At 44.9% G+C, this 19,478-nt stretch carries 15 protein-coding genes; 5 read left to right on the top strand and 10 right to left on the bottom strand.

Annotated elements, in window-relative coordinates; genetic code table 11:
• Positions 1–7: 7 nt before the first annotated feature.
• The 3 genes from R7P64_RS01875 to napG all read right to left on the bottom strand — a co-directional run bounded on the left by R7P64_RS01875 (position 8) and on the right by napG (position 3,013).
• Entirely contained in the window at positions 8–1,189 is a 1,182-nt protein-coding gene (locus R7P64_RS01875; protein WP_005375129.1) for an MFS transporter, read from the bottom strand.
• A 199-nt stretch (positions 1,190–1,388) separates the two neighbouring features.
• Positions 1,389–2,243 (bottom strand): quinol dehydrogenase ferredoxin subunit NapH, encoded by an 855-nt coding sequence (napH, locus tag R7P64_RS01870; protein WP_151515319.1) that lies wholly within the window; start codon positions 2,241–2,243, stop codon positions 1,389–1,391.
• Positions 2,243–3,013, bottom strand: a complete 771-nt coding sequence (napG, locus tag R7P64_RS01865; protein WP_151515318.1) for a ferredoxin-type protein NapG — start codon at positions 3,011–3,013, stop codon at positions 2,243–2,245. The genes napH and napG overlap by 1 nt, the downstream gene beginning before the upstream one ends.
• Positions 3,014–3,408: 395 nt before the next feature.
• Here napG and R7P64_RS01860 point away from each other — a divergent pair, with 395 nt between their 5' ends.
• Positions 3,409–3,909: a GNAT family N-acetyltransferase gene (locus R7P64_RS01860; protein WP_151515317.1), complete on the top strand. Its 501-nt coding sequence runs from the start codon at positions 3,409–3,411 to the stop codon at positions 3,907–3,909.
• Between the two features lie 46 nt (positions 3,910–3,955).
• Here the strand turns inward: R7P64_RS01860 and R7P64_RS01855 are convergent, their stop codons facing one another.
• Both R7P64_RS01855 and R7P64_RS01850 read right to left on the bottom strand, forming a co-directional pair.
• Complete coding sequence (locus R7P64_RS01855; protein ID WP_318123213.1) at positions 3,956–4,933, bottom strand: phosphotransferase; 978 nt, start codon at positions 4,931–4,933, stop codon at positions 3,956–3,958.
• Positions 4,930–5,205 carry a GNAT family N-acetyltransferase gene (locus tag R7P64_RS01850; protein ID WP_005375124.1) on the bottom strand — a complete coding sequence of 92 codons (276 nt, stop codon included), beginning with the start codon at positions 5,203–5,205 and terminating at the stop codon, positions 4,930–4,932. Before R7P64_RS01850 ends, R7P64_RS01855 begins: the two co-directional genes overlap by 4 nt.
• Positions 5,206–5,332: 127 nt before the next feature.
• Here R7P64_RS01850 and R7P64_RS01845 point away from each other — a divergent pair, with 127 nt between their 5' ends.
• Entirely contained in the window at positions 5,333–6,079 is a 747-nt protein-coding gene (locus R7P64_RS01845) for a flagellar brake protein (RefSeq protein WP_042521645.1), read from the top strand.
• A gap of 124 nt (positions 6,080–6,203) precedes the next feature.
• On the opposite strand, the gene R7P64_RS01840 is transcribed toward R7P64_RS01845, so the two are convergent.
• The 3 genes from R7P64_RS01840 to R7P64_RS01830 form a co-directional block, all read right to left on the bottom strand.
• A complete protein-coding gene (locus R7P64_RS01840; protein ID WP_151515316.1) occupies positions 6,204–7,163 on the bottom strand; it encodes a porin in 960 nt (319 codons plus the stop codon).
• A gap of 397 nt (positions 7,164–7,560) precedes the next feature.
• Entirely contained in the window at positions 7,561–9,189 is a 1,629-nt protein-coding gene (locus R7P64_RS01835) for a methyl-accepting chemotaxis protein (protein ID WP_005375120.1), read from the bottom strand.
• A gap of 293 nt (positions 9,190–9,482) precedes the next feature.
• The gene (locus R7P64_RS01830; RefSeq protein ID WP_318118703.1) at positions 9,483–11,843 is read right to left on the bottom strand and encodes an ATP-binding protein; all 2,361 of its coding nucleotides are present in this window, start codon (positions 11,841–11,843) and stop codon (positions 9,483–9,485) included.
• A gap of 187 nt (positions 11,844–12,030) precedes the next feature.
• On the opposite strand from R7P64_RS01830, the gene R7P64_RS01825 reads away from it, so the two are divergent.
• Positions 12,031–12,528, top strand: a complete 498-nt coding sequence (locus R7P64_RS01825; RefSeq protein ID WP_005375116.1) for a hypothetical protein — start codon at positions 12,031–12,033, stop codon at positions 12,526–12,528.
• An 85-nt stretch (positions 12,529–12,613) separates the two neighbouring features.
• Positions 12,614–14,245 (top strand): ABC transporter ATP-binding protein, encoded by a 1,632-nt coding sequence (locus R7P64_RS01820; protein ID WP_318123086.1) that lies wholly within the window; start codon positions 12,614–12,616, stop codon positions 14,243–14,245.
• 241 nt (positions 14,246–14,486) lie between these two features.
• On the opposite strand, the gene R7P64_RS01815 is transcribed toward R7P64_RS01820, so the two are convergent.
• Together R7P64_RS01815 and R7P64_RS01810 are read right to left on the bottom strand one after the other, a co-directional pair.
• A complete protein-coding gene (locus tag R7P64_RS01815; RefSeq protein WP_318123084.1) occupies positions 14,487–16,520 on the bottom strand; it encodes a prolyl oligopeptidase family serine peptidase in 2,034 nt (677 codons plus the stop codon).
• A gap of 120 nt (positions 16,521–16,640) precedes the next feature.
• On the bottom strand, positions 16,641–17,540 hold the full coding sequence (locus tag R7P64_RS01810) for a LysR family transcriptional regulator (protein WP_005375112.1): 900 nt from the start codon (positions 17,538–17,540) through the stop codon (positions 16,641–16,643).
• 162 nt (positions 17,541–17,702) lie between these two features.
• Here R7P64_RS01810 and R7P64_RS01805 point away from each other — a divergent pair, with 162 nt between their 5' ends.
• Complete coding sequence (locus R7P64_RS01805) at positions 17,703–19,394, top strand: L-lactate permease (RefSeq protein ID WP_318123083.1); 1,692 nt, start codon at positions 17,703–17,705, stop codon at positions 19,392–19,394.
• The last annotated feature ends 84 nt before the right edge of the window (positions 19,395–19,478 follow it).

Below are 19,478 nucleotides of genomic sequence, written 5' to 3'. Positions count from 1 at the left end.
TGCCAACTTAACTCCACTTCAACAAGCGAGTTTCGTTGCCTTCTTCCGGCTTCGCTGGAATATTGAGTGACAACAGCAAGCTCACTGCTGCCATACCAGCGCCGATGTAAAATACGCTAGCAGGTGAAACCAGCCAAATCACACCAAACGTAACAGGTATTACAACCGCCGCAATATGGTTAATCGTAAACGCAACGCCCGCGGTCGACGCCATATCTGCTGGGTCGGCAATTTTCTGGAAGTAGGTTTTAATCGCAAGCGCTAACGCGAAAAATAAATGATCGACAACATACAATGCTGCCGCCCACTCAGCCGTTTGCACCAAACCGTACCCGACGAACACGAAGATCAAACCGACGTATTCAAACATCAACGCTTTGCGCTCACCTACAACGCCGATAAAACGGCCTATTCGCTTCGCAAACAAGAAGTTAAAGACATAGTTAATCAGGAACAGCAACGTAATATCTGCGGCGGAGTAACCAAACTTTTCTACCATCAAGAAACCAGCGAAGACCGTAAAAATTTGACGGCGTGCTCCACTCATAAACGTAAGCGCATAGTATAACCAGTAACGTTTACGCAGGATGAGCTTCTTGTTCTGAGGCACTTTTGTCTTAAATTGTGGGAAGGCAAATGCCATCACCAAAATGAGCACAAAACCTAAACCACCAGCCATTAAATAGACCGTTTTAAAATCAAGTTTGAGCTGTTCGAGCGAAACCCAAATTGCGCCGTAGGTAAACAGAGAAGCCAAAGCTCCAACAGAAATAAACTTACCCAGCATTTCTGGCGCTTCTTCTTTAGATAGCCATTGTAAAGACAAAGACTGCTTGAGTGTTTCAAAGTAATGGAAGCCGGTGGACATTAACAAGGTTGTAAAAAGTAGACCGTACAAAGTGGGAAAATAACCTGTTAATGCCGTACCAAGCGTAAGCATCGCCAAAGAGACGAGCATAAAGCGTTGCTCTCGGATAAACAGCAATACAAACACGGCGGTAAAGGCCAAAAAACCCGGAATTTCGCGCACACTTTGCAATAGGCCTATGTCTGCACCATCAAAGTTTGCTTTCTCGATAACAAAGTTGTTCAACAACGCCATCCAGGTAGAAAAAGCAATGGGCACGATAATGGAAATTAACAGGAGGAAATTTTGCGGCGTTCTCCAGCCGTGCGATGAGGTAGTCATGATGTTTCCTTTAAATATGAAGGCATCATCATAGCTTTAAATGTAACAAATTCGCAATATCATTATTATTTTCAGCCCAGAGCAAGCAGATATGGCTGAGGGATATTGTTATGAAGATAAACATCGCACTTAACTCCTTGGCTAAGCGCGATGTTCAAGTATCAAGAGAAATAAAGCATGAGTAAATGTGCTCAGTGGCTTAATCAATGACTTTTACTGATAGGCGATTTTTAAATTCAAACACATGTTCTGGACATACATCCAAACAACGACCACAGCTAATGCAGTTTTGATCCATAACTCGACGATCTCCCTCTTTCAAAGGCTGCCGAAGCACTTCTGGTTCTGGGCAAACGTAAAAGCAATCCATGCATTTGGTGCAATCTTCGCGGCGAACCGCAGTAACGCGCAACAGGCTTTTTCGGCCTATCACGCCATAGGTAGCCCCCAGTGGACATAAGTGCCCACACCACCCATGCTCAACCAAGAGTAAATCCAACACGAACACCAGGGCGATCAACACCCAACCTGCGCCCATACCAAACACCAACCCGCGATGCAGTGCCGCCACTGGATCTAACCATGTCCAAAGAATTGCGCCAGACAGCGCACTGCCCAACATCAAAACAGGGATCAGCCAATAACGAATCACGGGAGACCAACGATAGCTCGCTTTAATGTTGAACTTTCGACGCAACCACGCCGCCAAGTCTGTAACGATGTTCAACGGGCACACCCAAGCACAAAATGCACGCGGCGCCAAAATCGCGTAAAACGCAACGACGATCACTACGCCTAACAACGCATTAAACTCCGGAACATGCCCTGTCGCCAAAGCTTGAAGCACAATTAACGGGTCACTTAACGGCACGGTATCGAGCAACATACTTGATGACAGATTACCAGTTAGAATTCCCAGCGTCGGCCCAGCCATAAACAGCGCAATGATGGTGAACTGACATAGCCGACGTAAAATCAAAAACCGATGCGCGCGCCACCAACCAAGCTTTTCAAGCGCTTCTTTGCCAGCATTTTGAGCTAAATTCTTTGCCATTACTTACCTCCTTTTAGCGATTCAAGCGCACCTTCCGGTACAGGCGTCTCACTAGGGAGGATATTTTCGAGTGGTTTGTCGATCTCTTTCCAACCAAAATTGTAGTGGCTGCCCACTTTGCCTTTCGCCAAATCCGTCGGGACAACTTTAATAGCAGCGACATCCAACACGCACGCTTGTTCACACTTACCACATCCGGTACACACTTCGGAATTCACTGTAGGGATAAGTTTGGCGTGATAGCCGGTTCGGTCGTTGTGAACCATCTCTAACGTGATGGCTTCATCAATCAGCGGACAAACGCGATAACAAACGTCGCATCGTAACCCTTGCCAGTTAAGGCAAGTTTCATGGTCAATAAGAACCGCTGTACCCATTCGAGCATCATCAATATCGGTTAGTTTCGGATCCAGCGCCCCACTCGGACAAGCGACAACACAAGGAATGTCTTCGCACATTTCGCAGGGAATATCGCGTGCAGTAAAGTAAGGTGAGCCAGTCGCGACGGGTGAAAGTAATGTCGCAAGTTTCAGGGTATCGTAAGGACATGCCTGAACACACAAGCCACATCGAATACAAGTTGATTCGAAATCGCCTTCCGGCAATGCACCAGGCGGACGAATAGGCACACCTTTGGTTTCTCGAGCTTGGCTTTGTAGCGATTGTAAGCCCAATACACACGCAGCTGCGCCAACACCAGCCGCAATCCGAGCTGTATCACGCAAAAATCGGCGCCGACTTTGCGATATTTTAGACTGAGAGGATTTCATGCTATTTCCTCAACAAAACTCCCTTATCAAGTTAAGCATAAATAGCCCTAAACGTGTCGTTTCCCTATACCTCATAGGAGGTAACCCCATCCTCTATTGATTCAAGTCAACTGACGCACAGTGCCGTCGTCACAGTTTGACTAAATGCGTTTATTTACTGCGACATGAAATTCACCACGATACTCTGCAGTACGCGCCATTCTCAGTACAATAATTCAACACCTTTGCAATCTATTCGCTCAATTCGATGATAAATCACTACTGAAAATTAAAAAAAAGACATCATAACAAGCTAATTTAAAAGGCATTTATCCATTAAACATAAAAAAACACTATCCAAATAAGAAAACTGTGGTTAGATTAAAAATTAAAACTAAAAAGCGAAGGAGAGAGGCATGGAAATTATCGTACGTCCAACGACCGTCGAAGACGCAGCGGCACTCGTAGAAATCTATTCACAACCAAAAGCACAACGTGAAACCCTGCAACTCCCAAAGCCTTCGCTCGCGATGTGGGTGGAAAGATTGTCAAACATACCTGATGGTGTTTATAGCTATGTCGCTGAAATTGATGGTAAAGTCGTCGGAAATATTGGCTTTCACCACTCTCTACGTCCAAGAACGATGCACACGGCATCGTTTGGCATCGGAGTACATGATAGTTTCCATGGACTCGGTATTGGTAGCAAATTGATAGAAACAGTCACTGAACTAGCAGATAACTGGTTAAATGTGAGAAGAATTCAGATAGAGGTCAATGCCGATAACGACGCCGCCATTGGGCTTTATAAAAAGCATGGATTTCAAATTGAAGGTGAAGCGATTGACGGTTCCTTCCGTGATGGTGGATTCATCAATACCTATTACATGGCGCGCATCAGACCAGGCCAAAGATAAAACAAAGCCTCCTACTAATTGGAGGCTTTTCTTTTTAAACTTCGACTCACTTTCGTAAGTAAGCCAACGCTCTGCGAGTCAATGCTTCTGTGTAGGGATTGATCTTCCAGTGGTCGGAACTCCAACCTTTCACAAAGCGCTGAAAGTCTGCCCAAGCCACAGCAAACAAAGGACGCCATTCACGCTCGACGTCATTAGGGTCAAGATTCGGTTGATAGACCATTAGCGCGTGTTGCAACTGAGCAAAATACGTATCCAAAACCCAAACTTCCATCTCTGCACAACGTTCTGGCTTAACGGCGCTACTCATAAACAGTGCCACATCTTTCATTGCACACCCACATCCAACGTATTGAAAGTCAACCGCAGCAACGCTTGATTCTTCTTCATCAAAACAGAAGTTCGCCAATTTGGCATCACCGTGTACTAGTGTTTTAAACTTAGCTTGCGAAAGCGTTTGATCAATCAATTGAGCCGCATTTTGTAGCTCAGTGTCTTGCAATGCTTCAAGCTCGTCGGGTCTGGTTGCTAAGTGCCAGTATGTTCCGGTATGCCACAACTTATCCGAACGAACATCGATGTATCGCGCATGAAAGTTCGCCAACCAAGTGAGGCAGGCTTGTAGATGCTCTAGCTGTGCATCTGTGATGACTTTTGGAAAGCCCACCTCGGCGAGATCTTCCACCACAATGAGCCATTCATTCTCCGATTGGAACGTTTTTAGACCTTGTGGTACTCGGCAGCGAGTATCCACCCCTCCGGAAAAATACTCATACCAATTCACTTCCACCTGATAAGAGTGCAACTTTCTTTGATGAGAACGGTCCGTATTCCAGCCTCTAGGATGCTCTGAAGGCTTAGGGAGTTTTACATGCTTAATGATCACTGAACCAGTAGAATAAGTAACTCGGACTAACTCCCCATAGCCTCCCCATAGCGATTGTATGACTTCTACAGAGCGGTAATTACCGAGATTGAGTTCCTGGCCAATATTTTGGTAGCGTTGGTGGTTGTTACTCATCATGTGAGCAGATGTGACCACGTTTGGTTCTTCTCCATGTAGTGAATAACATATGGGCAAACTGGTTTGATTTGATAACCGAGTGATTCAATTTCTGGCAACACCGCTTCCATCATCACTTTTCCGTACCCCTTACCTCGCAGTGCTTCAGGAACAACCGTTGATGTAATGTGCATGACATTACCCTTAAGCTGATAAATCACCTTGGCTTTATAACCCTGCTCTAAATCAACCCAGAATGTACTATTCGTGGTCTCATGAGTTACTTTATGCATATCTTGCTCTCTAATTTTTGTTACAGATTGATTGAATCAAACTATATCACTGAATAAAATCGATACCATGCGAGAGTGCTGCTTCGCCTCACGCGATTACCTTCTTACATCAGGTACGACAATTATAATGAGAAATATGAGCCCAATTGCCAGAGACGGCAAGCTACCTCTGCAAAGCAAGAAGGCACCAGAACGTCAGGCAAGTACATTAAATAGCACCGATGCAATGGCAATGGTCGAACATGGCAGTGAAGTGAGCTTAAACGTCACCACCCCCGTTGGTACAAAGTTTATTACAACCAGCACATTTGTTGGCTGTCACTCAAATAATACTGCATTGATAGAGGTTCCGAACATCTCCGATGAAGACTTGAAGTTCTATTTTCAAGAAGGCTTTTGGATCAATGTAAAAGCCTATTCTCATCGAGGTGAAGGGGCCGTTATCCCATTTCGGGCCCAATTACAGCATCGACTAGGCGATCCGTACCCAATTTTGGTGCTAGACCTACCCAACACTATGCAGGTCTTTCAGCTTCGCAAAGAAGTGCGTTACGAAGTAAATTTGAGAGCGCGTGTTTGTTTAGAAGCCTATCGAACTGAATGCGAAATAAGAGATTTATCTCGTAGTGGCTGTCGTTTTGTAACATCACCAATGAGCCGACCACTTCAGGTTGGTGACCACGTTTCATTGGATCTAACGATGCCCGGAGAAAGTCGTATGCTAGCGCCGTTGCGAGGTCGTATTTGTAATTTACAAAAATCAACGCATTATGCTCGCTACGGAATGGAGTTTGATGAGGTTGGTAAAAACAACGCTAAAAACCTCCTCAGTCACCTCAAATTTGATGGGACTAAGCTCACACTAAAAAGATAGATTTGATAACCCCTATCGCTTATCAAGAAGCTTTGAAGTGCTAGAAAACAAGAAACCCCTTACTTTTCAGTAAGGGGTTTTTATTTACTAAGAATAAGGCAGTATCTTAGATAAGAGTCATGACTTAGAAGTCGTAACGTAGACCTAGCGCTAGCTCATCTTTTTCATCAGCGCCTTCGTTATCCATTAGATCGAAGTTGTATGATGCGTAGCCACGGAAGTTAGGCTTGAAGTAGTAAGTTACATCAACAGCTAGGTTTTCTACAGTATCTGCGTCTTCTAGTTCACCTTTGTTGAACGTAGAAGTGAATACAGTTTGACCCATAGTGTAAGCAGCGGCTAGTTCGTAGCCTTTGTAATCAAGAGTCTTACCTGCAACATCCATATCCGCGCCAGTGTAGTTACCAGCGAAGTAGAAGTCACCTACAGAGTATGCAGCTACCAGCATGAACTCATCGCTGTCGTTTTGATCTGCGTAACCAGCACCTAGTTCAAAACCAGTGTTAGCAAACGCGTAAACACCAGATAGAGAGAAGCCATCTTCCTCGTTGTCTGTAAAGCCTTGTGCATCTGTTGTGCGATCAGCAAAACGGTAGCTAGCACGTACAGCTAGTTGCTCGAATTGGCCTTTGTAAGACAGCATGTTATCTGTACGGTCAGAAACAGGCAGTTTAAGTGCTGCTGTGTTACCGTGGTAAGCCATAATGTCAGTAAAGTCAGTAAGAACCACTAGTGCGCCGTCGTTTTTACCGTAAGTTACTTCACCGTATTTGCCACCCAGACCCGCATAAGCGTAACGAGTTTCAAGATCACTATTGTTATCTACGGCACCTTCTTCTTTTGTTTTGAACTCACCTTCCCAAAAACCAACGCCGTATAGGTTTTCATTGATTTCCTGTTTGCCTAGGAAGTTAAGACGGATGCGAGTACGGTCTTCTGCCTTACCATCCATCATAGAAAGACGCGCTTCAGCGCGGCCGCCCATCTCAAGAGAAGTGCCATCTTGGTTGTATAGTTCTGAAGCGACAACTTGAGATCCTGATGCCATTAGCGCCACTGCTACAGCTAAAGTTTTTAATTTCATTGTTATTTTCCATATCATTGTTTTATATGTGTTTTCTCACCAGAAAAACAGGACTTTTCTGTACCAACGAGAAAACTGGCGGCATAGTAGCAGCTGTTATTTTTCACGCAACGTGTTGAATAAACAGCACTTATAGAAGAAAACACCACTTAAAATGACGATATGAATACCTCTCAACCATCAAGTTATCGGTTGAGTTAAAAAAAATGTTCGCGTCAAAAAAAAATTGACGAAAAAAATGTAAAAACAATATCACAAAACGTGATATTGCCCGCAAAAAAATCTTGTTAACTGACTGTTTTAGATAGACTTATTGATAATAAATCCGATTATTACAAACAAAAAAATCCCTGAGCATTCACTCAGGGATTTAGAGATTTGATAAGTAGATGATGAATTAAAGCTTAAAGAAACTTAATTGCTCTTTCTGCTTCTCTGCAAGTAATGAAAGCTCAGTACTCGCACTTGCACTTTGGCTGATGCCCGCTACGTTTTGGTTTACAAGCTCCGACATGTTAACCACGTTGCGATTGATATCTTGAGTAACTTGAGACTGCTCTTCGGCTGCGGTTGCTACTTGCGTGTTTGAATCGTTGATGTTGGCGACCGACTCGGTAATTCCAACCAACGCTTCATTCGCTTGTTGCGTCAGCTCGTTGTTGCGGCTAAGCATATCAAGGCTGACTTGCATACTGTCATTCGCCAGCCCAGACTGCGCTTGAAGCTCTTCAATGATCGTTTGGATCTCTTGTGTCGAGTCTTGAGTACGCGCTGCTAGCATGCGTACTTCATCAGCTACTACCGCAAAACCACGACCAGATTCACCAGCTCGCGCCGCTTCAATCGCAGCATTCAATGCTAGCAAGTTGGTCTGCTCAGATACGCCGCGAATCACTTCAATAACATCGTTGATCTGTACAGATTGCTCTTTTAGACGCAAAACAACTTGCGCTGCATCGTTCAATGCTTGAGACATTTGCGCACTTGCTTCCGCACTTTCTTGGAAGATGGCCAAACCTGATTGAGCAAGTCCATCAGCTTCACGCGCAGTTGCGTCAGCAGAGGTCGCGTTATCACTCACATTATTCGCAGTGCTTGCAAGCTCATTAACCGCAGATGCAACTTGCTCGATCTCCGCCAACTCTTGTTGAGCGTTCGCTTCCGCTTGCGTCATTACTGCAGCTAATTCGGTCGATGCAGATGCAACTTCCTCACTAATACGGGTTAACTGGTCCACAGTGTTGTATAACTGCTCTGCGGTTTGGTTTACATCTTTGCTCAGCTTAGAGATCTCATTGTCCCCATCGACATCTGCACGTACTGATAGATTACCCATTGCTAACTGACGCATCACTTCTTGCAGCTTTTGGATTGGTGTAACAATCATGCCAGATAGGAACCAAGCGCCTATCAATGAGAAAGCAAATACCGCTAAAACCGTCAACATAGCGTTATTTTGCACACGTTCATTTTGCTGATGACTTCTGATAGTAGATTGTTCAGCTTGCTCGTTTACATGCTTTGATAGCGTGTTAATTTGTTGGACCATTTCTCGGCCAACATTGCGATACTCTTTGACAAATGCACGGTACTCGCTATCCGATTTCAAACCTTGATCGTATTGGTTGAAGAAAGCAACTGAGCGCTCTGAATATCGCACATAGGATTCAATTGCTTGGCGAACTTTAACGGCATCGTCACGGAATAGGTTTCGGGCTTCAATTGCGCTTAAATCGGCATCAACTTGCTTTAAGCCTTCTTTCAATTCGGTTAGAAAGTTCTCACGACGAGAAGCATCGTAAATAGCGTAAACCGCGCTTATGCGCAGAGGGTAAATTTGGTCGTCAATACTCGCCAATGTGTCTTTGTGAAAAACCAAAGATTCTTGGTTGGAAGCAATAACATCTTGCTCTGCTTGAAGGTTGTTTTTAGTAATCCAAAGAGCAATAAACAAAACAATCGCGGTAAATAATACCGGAACCAAAATTTGCGTTCGTACTGACAAATTTTTCAGTGATAACTGCATGACAGGGCCTCAGTTGTATGCGTGATGTCTATATCCAAACAAACTCGAGCAGTGCTTATAACAACGTTACTTTTCGGCAGTTTGAATATCTATGCTTCCTTGCGACGGGATAAATCCCAGACGAATAAACAAGTGGCGAATATTAGAGGTCGATCACACTTTTGTCTAGTACAAAAACTCTCCATTTTCAATCTGTTATTGACAATATCCCGACAGTAGCGTCGGGATATTGTCGTTATGATAAATTATGATCACTTATGATGAGATACATTCACATTTAGGACGGTTTCAGCCTATTTTCTCAACGAATTGAGCTTAGCTTGAGCAAGGCCAAAAATGGTATCGATTGGATAAGAACCTTCATCAGTTGGCTCACCAGCAACTTTCCCCGTAAACAATTCGATAGCTTCAGTAACATGGTCAATCGCCCAAATATTAAACTCGCCTTTTTCGACTGCTTTCACGATGTCGGAACGAAGCATTAGATTGTGAACATTAGAGCGCGGAATAATGACCCCCTGCCCGTCATGACGACCTTTAATTACACACACATCATAAAAGCCTTCGATCTTTTCGTTTACGCCACCAATAGGCTGAGCTTGGCCAAATTGATTCATCGATCCTGTTATCGCAATGTCTTGTCGGTTTGGTTGCTTTGAAAAAGCAGACACAACCGCACATAACTCAGCCATGCTGGCACTATCACCATCAACACCACCATAAGATTGCTCAAAGGTAATGGTTGTCGTTAATGGCACTCGTGCCGTTTTACCAAATACGGAAGATAAGTAGGCAGACAAAATCATCACGCCCTTAGAGTGAATACTGCCTCCCAAATCCACGCTTCGCTCGATATCGATAACATCCCCATCACCGTAACACGTCGTCGCTGTGATGCGATTCGGTGCACCAAACATGTAGTCACTAGTGCTCAATACCGAAAGTGCGTTCACTTGGCCTACGGCTTCTCCTTCGGTGCGAATCAGCGTTGTGCCGTTAATAAAGGTTTCCATTACGTTATCGCGTAATCGGCTTACTCGCATTTCTTGGTTATTGAGCGCCTCTTCAACATGCCCAATACGGATCATGTTAGAGTTAGCTTGACGAGCCACGTAGTTCGACTCTCGAAGCAAGTTGGCGATATTAGCCGAATGTAGAGATAGCTTGGATTGGTCGCCAGACAAACGTGAGCTGTATTCGATGATCCGAGCAATGGCTTTGCGATCGCAATGCAGCATATTGTTGTCATGCACCACGCTAGAGATAAAGCGCGCGTAATGCAGCTCAGACTCCGGCGTACGTTTCATTTCGTCTTCGAAATCTGCCGTCACACGGAACAACTCGCTGAACTCTGGATCGTAATGTTGGAGTAATTGGTAAGTTCGGTAATCACCAAATAAGATAATTTTGATATCAAGCGGAATCGGTTCAGGATCGAGTGATACCGCCCCCGTCAATGTGACTTCTTTTTCTAGAGACGTAAAACTCAATTGACGAGCACGCAATGCGCGCTTCAAACCATCCCAAACGTAAGGCTGTTCAAGTACTTTCTGAGCATCCATTAATAGAACGCCGCCATTCGCCTTATGCAAGCTCCCTGCGCGAATCAGCGAGAAGTCGGTAAACACCGTTCCCTTGAAAGTGGCAGTCTCAATCGACCCGAAGAGTGAATGATAGTTGGGATTTTCTTCAACAACGATAGGAAATTCGCTGCTTTTACGGCTTACCAAGACGTTCACTTTATAACGACGTGGCAATTTTTTATCCAAGGATGCCGTCGCAATTTCGCCTTGCTCGCCACTTTGGTCAAGGAAGATATCTGCGTTTTCAACAATATCTTTTTGCAGCTCAGTTAAGTAGGTTTTGATTTCGGAATATTGCGCGTAATCCACTTTGAGTTTTTTGATGAAGTGAGTAATCACATCAAGCGTCACTTCATCATTGAGCTTTTTGATTTTATCGCTGTATGTCTCTTCCCACTCCGTAAGCTCACGAACCATCGAGCGCAATCGCACTTCGAGTTCATCAATAGCATCGCTGAATTGCTCTTGTTCTTTTTTGCTTAGTACATCAAAAGACTCTTCCGTATGAAGCTCATCACCGTTCATGGCGACAAACTGATAATCCCCCTGCGCAGTCAGTGTTAGGCTGATGCCTTTTTCTTTTGCCTCTCGACTAATACGATCCAGCTCGTTTTGTTGCTTAGCTGCCAATTGATTTTTTAATCGCTCAGCGCGGCTAAAGTACATTTCATTGTCGAATGCTAGGGGTAAAGCATTCAATAATTTGCCCATTAAAGCTTCAATATCAACACGTAGCTTATTTCCGATACCACAAGGCAGCTTTAATACCTTTGGTGTACGGGTATCCTCAAAGTTCGCAACGTAACACCAATCAAACAGGGCTGCTGCATCGTGCTGGTGACGATTCAGATAGCGCAAGATCATGGTGCGTTTACCTAGCCCATTCTGACCAATGGCGTAGATGTTATACCCTTTCTCTTTGATGGACATCGCAAACTCGACCGCTTTTTGCGCGCGCTCTTGGCCCACGATTTCATCAATTGGAGGTAACTCCTTGGTCGACTTACATGGCATATTCTCTAGATCTGCTACAGAATATAGCTGCTTAGCTTCCAATCTTAGTATTGCCATATCCACTTCCTTTTTTCTTATTTTCGTTATTTGAGTGTAGAGATTATTTGCTTAATTTTAAGTGATTTACCTTCCACCCTAGATTGATTGGACATTTTATGAACACATAAGTGATATTAACACGCACTTGCAATTGATAATCAATTTCATTTAATATCTAAACAAATCAAATGTTGTGGAGATGGATATGAATATTGAGCAATGCTGGATGCGCTACTTAAAAGCGGAGCAACTGATGGAACAAGGCCATTGGCCAGAAGCTCATCGTTTATATGACGACGTGCTCAACAATCTACCCAACCACATTCATCTAGCGCTAGAAAATGCACAAACTAAACCTTGCCAGTTTGTATGTCTCATTACGGGGCTTAGAGATGCCAGCGTGACGCAATCAGAGATTCTCAACAAACTCGGCTTACAGCATGATGCGTTCTCAATACTCAATCAAACTTACGCGCTATTTCAATTTTTGCAGCTAGAGAGCCATGAACTGATTGAGCGCGTAGGTCACCTACTTGGTCAACAGAGCGAAGACTTATTAGCTCACATGGCGGCATTTTGCTCTGCCCAACGTAATGCTCAATGGATGATAGAACTCGAGCACGTAACGCGCGCGCATGAGCAGTTCTTACATTTGCAAGCAATGAGTTCGGCAAAATCTTCGCCTTCTCACCTGTATAATTAATCTAAAGCTCAAGCATTGAGGCCAGCTAGGTTTGTGCTGCCCACTGCTTGAGTATCATTTGCTTTATCAACCACAAGGATCTGTGATGTCTTCTAAAACCATTCTTTCGGTGAAAAACCTATCAGTCAGCTTTACGACAAACGATGGGATCGTCGATGCAGTAAAGAATGTTAGCTTCGATTTAAAAGCAGGCGAGACGCTGTCCATCGTTGGCGAATCTGGCTCTGGCAAGTCAGTATCAACCAATGCACTGATGAAACTATTGCCAGACAACGCTATTTTGCATGAAAGCTCATCCATCATGTTTGAGGGTAGCTCCATCTTGGATAAAACAGAGCGTGAAATGCAAAGTATTCGCGGTGATCGCATTGGCATGATTTTTCAAGAGCCGATGACCTCACTAAACCCGTACATGCGGGTGGGTATCCAAGTCGCTGAGGCCATCATGTGTCACCGCCCGGTCGACAGACGAACAGCAAAAGCAAAGGTGTTAGAGCTGTTTGAATTGGTTCATATGCCAAACCCAGAAAAAGCGTACAACAAGTACCCACACGAATTTTCTGGTGGTCAATTGCAACGCATCATGATTGCGATGGCACTGATTAACGAGCCCGATATTTTGATCGCCGACGAACCTACAACAGCGTTGGATGTCACGGTTCAAGCAGAAGTGTTGCACCTGATTAAAGAAATTCAGGCTCAGATGGGCATGGCAATCCTATTTATTACTCATGACTTAGGCGTTGTAAAACACTTTGCGGATCGTGTCATTGTGATGTGTAAAGGAGAAGTCGTCGAAGAAGGCGAAACGCAAACACTCTTCGAGGACCCAAAGCACGAATACACACGTATGCTAATCAACTCGATTCCTAAAGGCAGTAAGGAGCCTATTAGCGAAAGTGCTACACAGCTTTTAAAGGCCGACGATATACGAGTCAAATTCTTGGTAAAGTCGCATTTTATTGCGAGCAAGAATGAGTACTTCGAAGCGGTAAAAGGCATTTCTCTTGAGCTTAAACAAGGAGAGACCCTCGGGATCGTTGGGGAGTCCGGTTCAGGTAAGTCTACACTCGGCCGAGCTTTGATAGGTCTACTGCCCTCAACTGGCAAAATAGAATACAAAGGCCAAGATATGGCCTTGCTGACAAACAAAGAACGTTTTGAGCTGAAAAAAGACGTTCAGATGGTATTCCAAGACCCTTATGGTTCGCTTTCTCCTCGTATGACTATCGGCGAGATCATCACAGAAGGATTAACTGTCCACCAACCAATGTTGAGTAAAAAAGAACGTATGCAGAAAGCGCGCGACGTGCTCCGTGAGGTCCGCTTAGATCCCGCGTCCATCAACCGTTATCCGCACGAGTTTTCAGGAGGCCAGCGTCAGCGTATTGCTATCGCGCGAGCACTGATCCTTGAACCTTCGTTTATTCTGCTTGATGAGCCAACCTCTGCATTAGACCGCTCGGTGCAACTGACAGTGATTGACCTTCTGAAAGATTTGCAGAAAAAACACAATATTGGCTACTTGTTTATTAGCCACGATCTATCAGTAGTTAAAGCACTCTCTGATCGTGTTCTAGTCATGCAAAAGGGCGAGGTCATGGAACAAGGTACGGCCGAAAAGATTTTCCAAAACCCTAAAAATGACTACACGAAAAAACTGATAGATGCCTCATTTGATCTTGAAAACAGTGAAAATCAGCACAATGCAGCTTAGGTTCATCACAGTTTCATATTCATAAACTAGGATTAAGAAAAGGTGATGATTTCATCTTGTCTTAAGAATGGCGTAGCTGCCTTTCGGTTTGGCCGCCGAGACTGGTTGGTTCAAGAGTCAGACTTAGTCAACCTGGCTCAAATACTGGCAAACAGTATGAATTGAGTTCCCCCAACCATGAAAAATGCCGCGACACTGTCGCGGCATTTTTTATTCTCAGAAGTTTCTAACAACTAGGGCATTAAATCGACTCAATACCCATATTATGTAACGTAAATGCATACACGTCTGTGGTGAGGTCAATTTGCTTACTCAGCGGCATTCCTGCACCATGACCGGCATTAACATCAATGCGTATCAATACTGGATTAGCGCCTTGCTGTTTGTCTTGCAGCTCCGCAATAAACTTGTACGAATGTGCTGGAACCACACGATCGTCGTGATCGGCGGTTGTCACCAAGGTAGCAGGATATTGCACGTTTTCTTTTACATTGTGAACAGGAGAGTAGCCAAGCAAGTATTGGAACATCGCTTCACTTTGCTCCGACGTGCCATAGTCATACTTCCAGCCTTCTCCAGACGTAAACGTGTGGTAACGCAGCATATCAAGCACGCCAACCGCAGGCAGCGCGACTTTGAATAGTTCAGGGCGTTGCGTCATACACGCTCCAACTAACAAACCACCATTAGAACCACCGCGAATCGCTAGACGCTCGGAGCTAGTGTAGTCGTTTTCAATCAGGTATTCCGCCGCCGCAATAAAGTCATCAAACACGTTTTGCTTTTGCTGCTGAGTGCCTGCGTTGTGCCAGGCTTTACCGTATTCACCGCCGCCTCGCAAGTTGGCGACAGCGTAAATACCACCCAACTCTAGCCAGTTGGCTACATTGCCAGAAAACATTGGAGTGAGGCTGATGTTAAAACCGCCGTAACCATACAGCATGGTTGGCGCACTGCCATCAAGCGCGATGCCCTTCTTGTATGAGATGGTCATCGGAACTTGCGTGCCATCTTTTGAGGTGTAGAACACCTGTTTTGATTCATACTCACTGCGAGCGAATGGCGCTTTTGATTCTTGAAACAGCGTCGATTCACCAGACTCAACATCAAATGAGAAGATCGTCGGTGGCGTCACGTAGTTAGTAAAGGTGTAATACAGCGTGGTTTCTTCTTTTTTACCCGCTAGACCATAAGCCGTACCCTCTCCCGGCAGTTCAACATCTCGAATCCATTCACCTTGGTAGTTAAACTGCTGCACTTTAGAAAGTACATCCACCATATAAGTCGCAAACAGATAACCGCCACCTTTGCTGATTTCTAACGGCTGTTCTTGTTCAGCAATCACGTCAGCCCATTGTTCTGTCTGAGTGTTGTAGCTGACAACTTTGCCATTCGGCGCGTCTAGGTTGGTATAAAGCAGCAAGGTTGCGTCTTGGCTATCAATTAAGTAGGCGTCTCCTTGCGTTGTCTCGCGCAGCGTCACAATTGCCTGTAACTCAGACTGTAAATCAATATAAAACAGACGATTACCCGATGTAGATTCTGCGCCAGAGATAATGAGGAAGCGATCATCTGTCGTCGTCGTACCAGACACATAACGATGAACTTGCGTATCCAACTCACCAAAAATCACTTTGTCTTCAGATTGAGATTTACCAAGTTCATGATAATAAAGCTTGTGATGCTCAGTTCGAGCAGACAACTCACTGCCTTGCGGCTTATCGTAGCTTGAGTAATAGAAACCTTTGCTGCCCAGCCAAGAAATCGACGTAAACTTCGCATCAACAATCTCAGGCTCTAACTGTTCTTTGGTTTCCGTATCAATGACAAAGATCTTACGCCAATCACTGCCCCCTTCCGAGATGGAATACGCGACCAAACGATAGTCTTTAGAGAAGCTGACTTCGCCAAGAGAGGTCGTGCCCTCTTCGGAGAAAGTATTTGGATCAAGGAAAACCTCGGCTTCTCCCTCGCCTTTACGTCGATACAATACGCTTTGGTTTTGCAAACCGTCGTTTTTGTAGAAGTAGGTGTAGTCACCACGTACAAATGGCTGGGAATATTTTTCGTAGTTTTGACTGTTCGCCACTAAGTCACGGATTTGTTGGCGGTACGGTATCTGACCAAGGAAATCGAAGGTGACCGAATTTTGACCCGAAACCCATTGTGCGGTTTCTTCACTTCGATCATCTTCTAACCAGCGATAAGGGTCGGCAATGTCGTGACCAAAATAAGTGTCCACGACAGAATCTTTACGTGTTTTTGGGTAATGCATAACGTCCGTGTTACTCCGTTGTTTTTATTAAGTTGTTTATCTTCAATCGTTTTATTGCGGTGATTACCTTAGAGCACCCAATTTTGATTTCAACGACATTGTTTTAAATCTATGAAGAACCTAGAAATAATGAGATATCGTTAAGTACCGGTCACGAATGTGCTCAATAAGCAGCTTTACTTTGTTCGGTGGTTGACGAGTAAACGGATACACCGCGTAGATACCCAACTTTTTACCTACTAATTCAGGAAAAATATCCACCAGTTGACCATTACGAATATCGTGATACACCAAACAGCGCGGGACGTAAGCAATACCATGGCCGCCCAGAGCGGCTTTACGTAATGCGGTCGCGTTATCAGTAGAAAAGCAGCCCGATACTTTGACGATGTAATTGCCATCTTCTCCTTTAAACTCCCAATCCGTTGCACCTGTGGTTTGGTAAGCGTATTGCAGACAATTGTGCGTGGTGAGATCAATCGGCTCGATCGGTTTCCCATTTTTCGCAATATAAGAAGGTGACGCGCATACCACCCATTGGGAATCGAGAATATGTCGTGCGATCAAACTAGAGTCGGCTAGGTAGCCAGTTCGAATGACTAAATCGTAACCATCAGCCACTAAATCGACAAAGCGATTATCCAATGACATGTCCACGGTCAGACCCGGATGAAGGTTACAAAATTCGGCAACAGCATCAGCAAGTATCAAATCTCCAGAGATACACGGCACGGACATTTTTATATGACCGCTCACATTCTCTCCAAAGCCTGCAACAGCATCCATAGCCTCCTGAGTGGCCTGCTTCACATTTTTAGCACTGTGGAGTAACACCTTACCTGCCTCGGTCAAGGTTAATTTGCGCGTTGTTCGATATAATAGCTGAGCCCCTATTTCTTCCTCCAACCTCGCCATTCTTTTGCTAACTACCGAATTTGTAAGGTTATTTGCCTCTGCAACCTTACTAAAGCTGCCAAGTTCGATTACTTGAGAAAATAGGATTAAGTCGTCTGCTCTCATACCATTATGTCACTTTTGGAATTAATTATTTTCATTATTTCCCTATATCAACAAAAAATAAAGGAGTAAATTCACGCCAAATTAACAAAACCATTACAACAAAAAGTCACCTCTACAGCGGATTGACACCGTTCGAGAAGTCAGCGTACGAAGGATGTACAAATGAGTGAAACCCTACTTGCCCTAGTGGCATTTTCGCCAATTGTTGTTGCCGCCATCTTATTGGTTGGTCTCAACTGGCCTGCTAAAAAAGCCATGCCTGTTGCGTTCGGTCTAACCGTCGCTATCGCACTTATGTTTTGGGATATGTCAGCCAATCGCGTACTGGCTTCCGTATTCCAAGGACTCGGCATTACTGTCTCTGTTCTATGGATCGTGTTTGGTGCCATCTTCTTGCTCAACACTTTAAAACACACTGGAGCGATCACCACAATCCGTAATGGATTTACCGATATTTCGGCTGACCGCCGTGTACAAGCCATCATCATTGCTTGGTGCTTTGGCTCGTTCATTGAAGGCGCATCTGGGTTCGGTACCCCGGCAGCAATCGCTGCACCACTACTGGTTGCAATCGGCTTCCCTGCGCTAGCCGCTGTCCTTATGGGCATGATGATTCAGTCTACGCCTGTTTCATTCGGCGCGGTAGGCACGCCTATCATCGTAGGTGTAAACAAAGGTTTAGACACGCATAACATCAGTGAGTCGTTGGCCGCACAAGGTGCAACGTGGGAAATGTACCTGCAAGATATCACAGCTCACGTTGCTGTCATTCACGCAGTCGTAGGTACGATGATCCCGGTATTAATGGCGATGATGTTAACACGTTTCTTCGGCAAGAACAGAAGCTGGAGTGAAGGCCTGGATATTCTACCATTTGCGTTATTCGCTGGTGTCTCTTTCACCGTTCCATACGCGTTAACCGGCGTATTCTTGGGCGCAGAGTTCCCTTCACTTATCGGTGGTTTGGTTGGTCTGTCTATCGTTGTTACCGCAGCGAAAAAAGGCTTCTTAGTACCAAAGACTAAGTGGGATTTCGAAAGCGAAGACAAATGGCCTGCAGAGTGGTTAGGTTCGCTAAAAGTCGATCTAAACGACAATCCGGGCAAGCCAATGAGCATCGTAAAAGCTTGGGTTCCATATGTAATGCTGGCAGTTATTCTCGTCGCAAGCCGCGTTAGCCCTGAGCTGAAAGGCTTTGTACAAAGCGTAAGTTTGTCGTTCAGCAACATTCTTGGTGAGACTGGCGTTAGCGCTGCGATTCAGCCGTTATACCTTCCTGGTGGCATTCTGGTGTTTGTCGCACTACTTGCTGCAATGTTACAAAGCGGCAGCGTAAAGCCATTGCGTGAAGCATTTGGCGAGTCAAGCAAAACACTGATTGGGGCGGGTTTTGTCTTGGTATTTACCATTCCGATGGTTCGTATCTTTATCAACTCAGGCATCAACGGTGCTGACCTAGCAAGTATGCCCGTCACAACCGCAAACTTCGCCTCTGACCTTGTTGGTTCTGCGTTCCCAGCGCTGAGTGCCACCGTTGGTGCACTGGGTGCGTTCATCGCTGGCTCAAACACGGTATCAAATATGATGTTCAGCCAGTTCCAATTCGAAGTGGCACAAACGTTGTCTATTTCGAGTGTGATTGTTGTATCACTCCAGGCCGTCGGTGCTGCTGCAGGTAACATGATTGCGATTCACAACGTTGTTGCCGCATCAGCCACGGTAGGTTTGCTTGGTCGAGAAGGCGCAACATTGCGTAAGACGATTATCCCTACGTTCTACTACATTGTAATGACAGGCATTATTGGATTGATGCTGATTTATGGCTTCCAAATGACAGATGTCTTAATGAAGTAACGCGAAACGCAGGGTTTGCAGCCCTGCCTAATTTGACACAGCTGTCTGCACTACTACCCCGACATGTTGATTTAGCTTGCTACA

It is taken from the genome of Vibrio sp. 2304, from assembly GCF_033339475.1.
GTDB lineage: Bacteria > Pseudomonadota > Gammaproteobacteria > Enterobacterales > Vibrionaceae > Vibrio > Vibrio alginolyticus.
The sequence above is the reverse complement of the archived record's forward strand: the minus strand, read 5'-3'. Positions and strand labels throughout refer to the sequence as shown.

Coding starts and splice junctions, on each gene's coding strand:
- R7P64_RS01815 (WP_318123084.1), bottom strand. CDS start 16,520: ATGCATTACCCAAAAACACGTAAAGATTCTGTCGTGGACACTTATTTT.
- R7P64_RS01835 (WP_005375120.1), bottom strand. CDS start 9,189: ATGCAGTTATCACTGAAAAATTTGTCAGTACGAACGCAAATTTTGGTT.
- R7P64_RS01840 (WP_151515316.1), bottom strand. CDS start 7,163: ATGAAATTAAAAACTTTAGCTGTAGCAGTGGCGCTAATGGCATCAGGA.
- R7P64_RS01855 (WP_318123213.1), bottom strand. CDS start 4,933: ATGATGAGTAACAACCACCAACGCTACCAAAATATTGGCCAGGAACTC.
- R7P64_RS01830 (WP_318118703.1), bottom strand. CDS start 11,843: ATGGCAATACTAAGATTGGAAGCTAAGCAGCTATATTCTGTAGCAGAT.
- R7P64_RS01805 (WP_318123083.1), top strand. CDS start 17,703: ATGAGTGAAACCCTACTTGCCCTAGTGGCATTTTCGCCAATTGTTGTT.
- R7P64_RS01875 (WP_005375129.1), bottom strand. CDS start 1,189: ATGACTACCTCATCGCACGGCTGGAGAACGCCGCAAAATTTCCTCCTG.
- R7P64_RS01810 (WP_005375112.1), bottom strand. CDS start 17,540: ATGAGAGCAGACGACTTAATCCTATTTTCTCAAGTAATCGAACTTGGC.
- napG (WP_151515318.1), bottom strand. CDS start 3,013: ATGAAATCCTCTCAGTCTAAAATATCGCAAAGTCGGCGCCGATTTTTG.
- R7P64_RS01825 (WP_005375116.1), top strand. CDS start 12,031: ATGAATATTGAGCAATGCTGGATGCGCTACTTAAAAGCGGAGCAACTG.
- napH (WP_151515319.1), bottom strand. CDS start 2,243: ATGGCAAAGAATTTAGCTCAAAATGCTGGCAAAGAAGCGCTTGAAAAG.
- R7P64_RS01860 (WP_151515317.1), top strand. CDS start 3,409: ATGGAAATTATCGTACGTCCAACGACCGTCGAAGACGCAGCGGCACTC.
- R7P64_RS01850 (WP_005375124.1), bottom strand. CDS start 5,205: ATGCATAAAGTAACTCATGAGACCACGAATAGTACATTCTGGGTTGAT.
- R7P64_RS01820 (WP_318123086.1), top strand. CDS start 12,614: ATGTCTTCTAAAACCATTCTTTCGGTGAAAAACCTATCAGTCAGCTTT.
- R7P64_RS01845 (WP_042521645.1), top strand. CDS start 5,333: ATGAGAAATATGAGCCCAATTGCCAGAGACGGCAAGCTACCTCTGCAA.